Genomic DNA, 4,078 nt, shown 5'->3' with positions numbered 1-4,078 from the left:
AAACCACAGGCCTGTGCAAGCGCAGCGCCGCCAGGCGAAACACGCTTACCGACGACGCCCCAGCTTAACCGCTTTCAGCACCACAAACTTATTGTTCGTCGCAATGGTGACGCAGTTACCGAAAATCTTCTTCAGCTTGTGGAAGTAGTCCAGATGACGGTTTGCCACGATGTACAGCTCGCCGTTAATCTTCAGGCAGCGGCGGGCATGGTGGAACATCTCCCACGCGACGTTATCCGTCAGGGCGTGCTTCTGGTGGAACGGCGGGTTGCAGAACACGGCGTTAAAGCGGAAAGGCTCTACGCCCGACAGCGCGTTGTTGATCATAAACTCGCAGCGATCCAGCGCGTCCGGCATGTTGGTTTCGACGTTCAGACGGCTTGATGCCACCGCCATCGGCGACTCATCGCTGAATACCACGCTGGCGTCCGGGTTCTTCGCCAGCAGCGTCAGGCCAATTACGCCGTTGCCGCAGCCCAGGTCAACGATCTCACCTTCCAGGTTTTCCGGCAGATGTTCTATAAAGAAACGCGCCCCGATATCCAGCCCGGTGCGGGAGAAGACGTTCGCATGGTTGTGGATGGTCCAGTCGGTGCCTTCCAGTTTCCAGCTCAGGGTGTCTGGTGCGTCAGCCAGTTCCGGTGCGCTGAAGGTACAGTTGATCAGGCGCGCTTTTTTCCAGGCCAGCGTGGTGGTGGTTGGGCCGAGCACTTTTTCGAACAGTTCCAGCGTCGACGTGTGGATATCACGCGCCTTGGCACCAGCGATGATGCGCGTGTGTGGCGTGACGACCTTACGCAGCGCGCGCAGCTGCTGCTCCAGCAGCGCCATGGTTTTCGGCACTTTGATCAGCACCACGCCCGGTGCCTGCGGGTAATCCGCAGTGCTGTCGAGGAACTTCACGCTACCTTCATCGATATCGTTATGGCGCAGGTTCTCGCGCGTCGCCAGCTCACTTAAGTAAGAATCCCCGATGCTGTAAGGCGTGTGCTCCGCCAGGGCACAGCCCAGTGCGCCAAACGTGTCATTCAGGATCAGAACCGGGCCGCTGATTTCGGTGTCATCCAACTGCTGCAGCAGATAGTCATCCGCCGCTTCCCACGCCTGAAGCGGGTTAACGTCGTCCGTTTCCGGGAAACGTTTAAGGTTGAGTGAACGGAAACCGTTGTCTAAGTGGCTCATCGGCCCTCCTGAATGGTAAAATTTGGCGTATCCCTGAAAAGGGTGCGTGAGTATACCCGTTTTATTGTCGATTTGGGGCGTTGATGAACCAACTTACTTATCTCCAGGGCTACCCGGAGAACTTACTGACTCAGGTTCGCAGCCTGATTGCCGAGCAAAAGCTGGGCGCGGTGCTGGAAAAACGTTATCCGGATACGCACGATTTCGCGACCGATAAGGCGCTCTGGCAGTATACGCAGGATCTGAAAAACCGGTATCTGAAGAGCGCGCCGCCGATCAATAAGGTGATGTACGACAACAAGATCCACGTGCTGAAAAATGCGCTTGGGCTGCACACCGCCATCTCCCGCGTGCAGGGCGGCAAGCTGAAAGCCAAAGCCGAGATCCGCGTGGCAACGGTGTTTCGCAACGCACCGGAGGCCTTTTTGCGGATGATCGTGGTGCATGAATTGGCGCACCTGAAAGAGAAAGAGCACGACAAAGCGTTCTACTCCCTGTGCTGCCACATGGAGCCGCAGTACCACCAGCTGGAGTTTGATACCCGCCTGTGGCTGACGCATTTATCGTTAAAGAGTAATGCGCAGTAGCGCACGCGAAATGTCATGATGACGTGCTACAGTGGCTACAGGTTCCCCGTTACGGAGTACGTAAACGTCTATGATACGTTTCGCAGTTATTGGTACGAACTGGATCACACGCCAGTTCGTCGACGCCGCCCACGAAACCGGCAAATACAAGCTCACCGCAGTTTATTCCCGCAGCCTTGAGCAGGCGCAGAGTTTCGCCAACGACTACCTGGTCGAGCATCTATTCACCTCGCTCGACGAGATGGCGCAAAGCGACGCCATCGACGCGGTCTATATCGCCAGCCCGAACGCCCTGCACTTCCCGCAAACGACGCTGTTTCTCAGCCATAAAAAGCATGTGATTTGCGAGAAGCCGCTGGCCTCCAACATTCAGGAAGTGGAAGCCGCCATCGCCCTGGCGCGCGAAAACCAGGTGGTGCTGTTCGAAGCCTTCAAAACCGCCAGCCTGCCGAACTTCCTGCTGTTGCAGCAGTCCCTGCCGAAAATTGGCAAGGTGCGTAAAGCCTTTATCAACTACTGCCAGTATTCGTCGCGCTATCAGCGCTATCTTGACGGCGAAAACCCGAACACCTTCAACCCGGCGTTCTCTAACGGCTCGATCATGGATATCGGTTTCTACTGCCTGGCCTCCGCCGTGGCGCTGTGGGGCGAACCGCACGGCGTAACGGCCACCGCCAGCCTGCTGGAGAGCGGCGTGGACGCGCACGGTATCGTGGTACTGGACTACGGTGATTTCAGCGTCACGCTCCAGCACTCCAAGGTGAGCGATTCGGTCTTACCGAGCGAAATTCAGGGCGAAGACGGCTCGCTGGTCATCGAAAAAATCTCCGAATGCCAGAAGCTCAGCATCGTGCCGCGCGGCGGCAAAGCGCAGGAGCTGACGCAGCCTCAGCATATCAACACTATGCTGTATGAGGCAGAGGTCTTTGCACGTCTGGTTGAGGACAATGAGGTGAATCACCCGGGGCTGGCGGTCAGCCGCACCACGGCGAAACTGCAAACGGAGATCCGCCGTCAGACCGGCGTGGTGTTCCCGGCAGACGGCGTGGGTGCGCAAGTTACCGCGTAAAACTGTGTAATGAATTCATGCCGAGCCTTGACGGATCGCCGGGCCTGACATATTTTGTTACCAGCAAAGGGGAGTAACTTCCTTGCCGGTGGATCGTCATTACGATGCGTGCAATACCGCATCCGGTCGCCGGGCAACCCTCGTGGTTGTAAGTGAGACCTTGCCGGAAGGCGAGGTCTATGCATAAAAAGCTAACGGCTATCGTCTTCTGACCATAGCCGTTTTTGTTTTTTTATGTGTAAGGAAAATAGTATGCATTCTGTCGGCACTCCAATGTTGTGGGGCGGATTCGCGGTTGTCGTGCTCATCATGCTGGCGATCGACCTCTTTTTGCAGGGGCGTCGTGGCGAGCACGGCATGACCATGAAGCAGGCTGCCGCCTGGTCACTGGTGTGGGTCACCCTCTCCCTGCTTTTTTGCGCCGCCTTCTGGTGGTATCTGGCCTCGACCGAAGGCCGTGCGGTGGCCGATCCTCAGGCGCTCGCCTTCCTCACCGGTTATTTGATTGAAAAAGCCCTCGCGGTCGATAACGTCTTCGTCTGGCTGATGCTGTTCAGCTACTTTGCCGTGCCTGCGTCACTGCAACGCCGCGTGCTGGTCTATGGCGTGCTGGGCGCGATTATCCTGCGTACCATCATGATCTTCGCGGGCAGCTGGCTGATCACCCAGTTTGAATGGCTGCTGTATGTTTTCGGCGCGTTCCTGCTGTTCACCGGTGTCAAAATGGCGCTGGCGAAAGAGGATGAGACCGGCATCGGCGAGAAGCCGCTGGTGAAGTGGATCCGCAGTCACCTGCGCATGACGGACAAAATCGAAAGCGAGCACTTCTTCGTGCGCAAGAACGGCCTGCTGTTTGCCACCCCGCTGCTGCTGGTGCTGATTCTGGTTGAGCTGAGCGACGTGATTTTCGCGGTAGACAGCATTCCGGCAATTTTCGCGGTAACGACAGACCCGTTCATCGTCCTGACCTCTAACCTGTTCGCGATCCTCGGCCTGCGTGCCATGTACTTCCTGCTGGCGGGCGCGGCAGAGCGCTTCTCCATGCTGAAGTACGGCCTGTCGGTGATCCTGGTCTTTATCGGTATCAAGATGCTGATTGTCGATTTCTACCACATTCCGATCGCCATCTCGCTCGGCATTGTGTTTGGCATTCTGATCGTGACGCTGATTATCAATACCTGGGTTAACCGCCAGCACGATAAAAAGCAGCAGGCTTAGTGCTTTTTGCCCGGTGGCGCTG

The 4,078-nt window shown here is 56.9% G+C and carries 4 protein-coding genes; 3 read left to right on the top strand and 1 reads right to left on the bottom strand.

Going from position 1 to position 4,078, the window contains the following annotated elements:
- Positions 1–45 precede the first annotated feature (45 nt).
- Positions 46–1,182 (bottom strand): 23S rRNA (guanine(1835)-N(2))-methyltransferase RlmG, encoded by a 1,137-nt coding sequence (rlmG, locus tag ACWKX3_RS24070; protein WP_137272633.1) that lies wholly within the window; start codon positions 1,180–1,182, stop codon positions 46–48.
- 83 nt (positions 1,183–1,265) lie between these two features.
- On the opposite strand from rlmG, the gene ACWKX3_RS24065 reads away from it, so the two are divergent.
- The 3 genes from ACWKX3_RS24065 to ACWKX3_RS24055 all read left to right on the top strand — a co-directional run bounded on the left by ACWKX3_RS24065 (position 1,266) and on the right by ACWKX3_RS24055 (position 4,056).
- Positions 1,266–1,769: a YgjP-like metallopeptidase domain-containing protein gene (locus ACWKX3_RS24065; RefSeq protein ID WP_006178666.1), complete on the top strand. Its 504-nt coding sequence runs from the start codon at positions 1,266–1,268 to the stop codon at positions 1,767–1,769.
- Positions 1,770–1,839: 70 nt separating this feature from the next.
- A complete protein-coding gene (locus tag ACWKX3_RS24060) occupies positions 1,840–2,838 on the top strand; it encodes a Gfo/Idh/MocA family protein (protein WP_058609436.1) in 999 nt (332 codons plus the stop codon).
- A gap of 252 nt (positions 2,839–3,090) precedes the next feature.
- A complete protein-coding gene (locus ACWKX3_RS24055) occupies positions 3,091–4,056 on the top strand; it encodes a TerC family protein (RefSeq protein ID WP_102890159.1) in 966 nt (321 codons plus the stop codon).
- The last annotated feature ends 22 nt before the right edge of the window (positions 4,057–4,078 follow it).

Source organism: Enterobacter sp. UPMP2052 (assembly GCF_053709675.1).
Note: the sequence above shows the minus strand (reverse complement) of the source record. Positions and strands in the feature narration are given on the sequence as shown.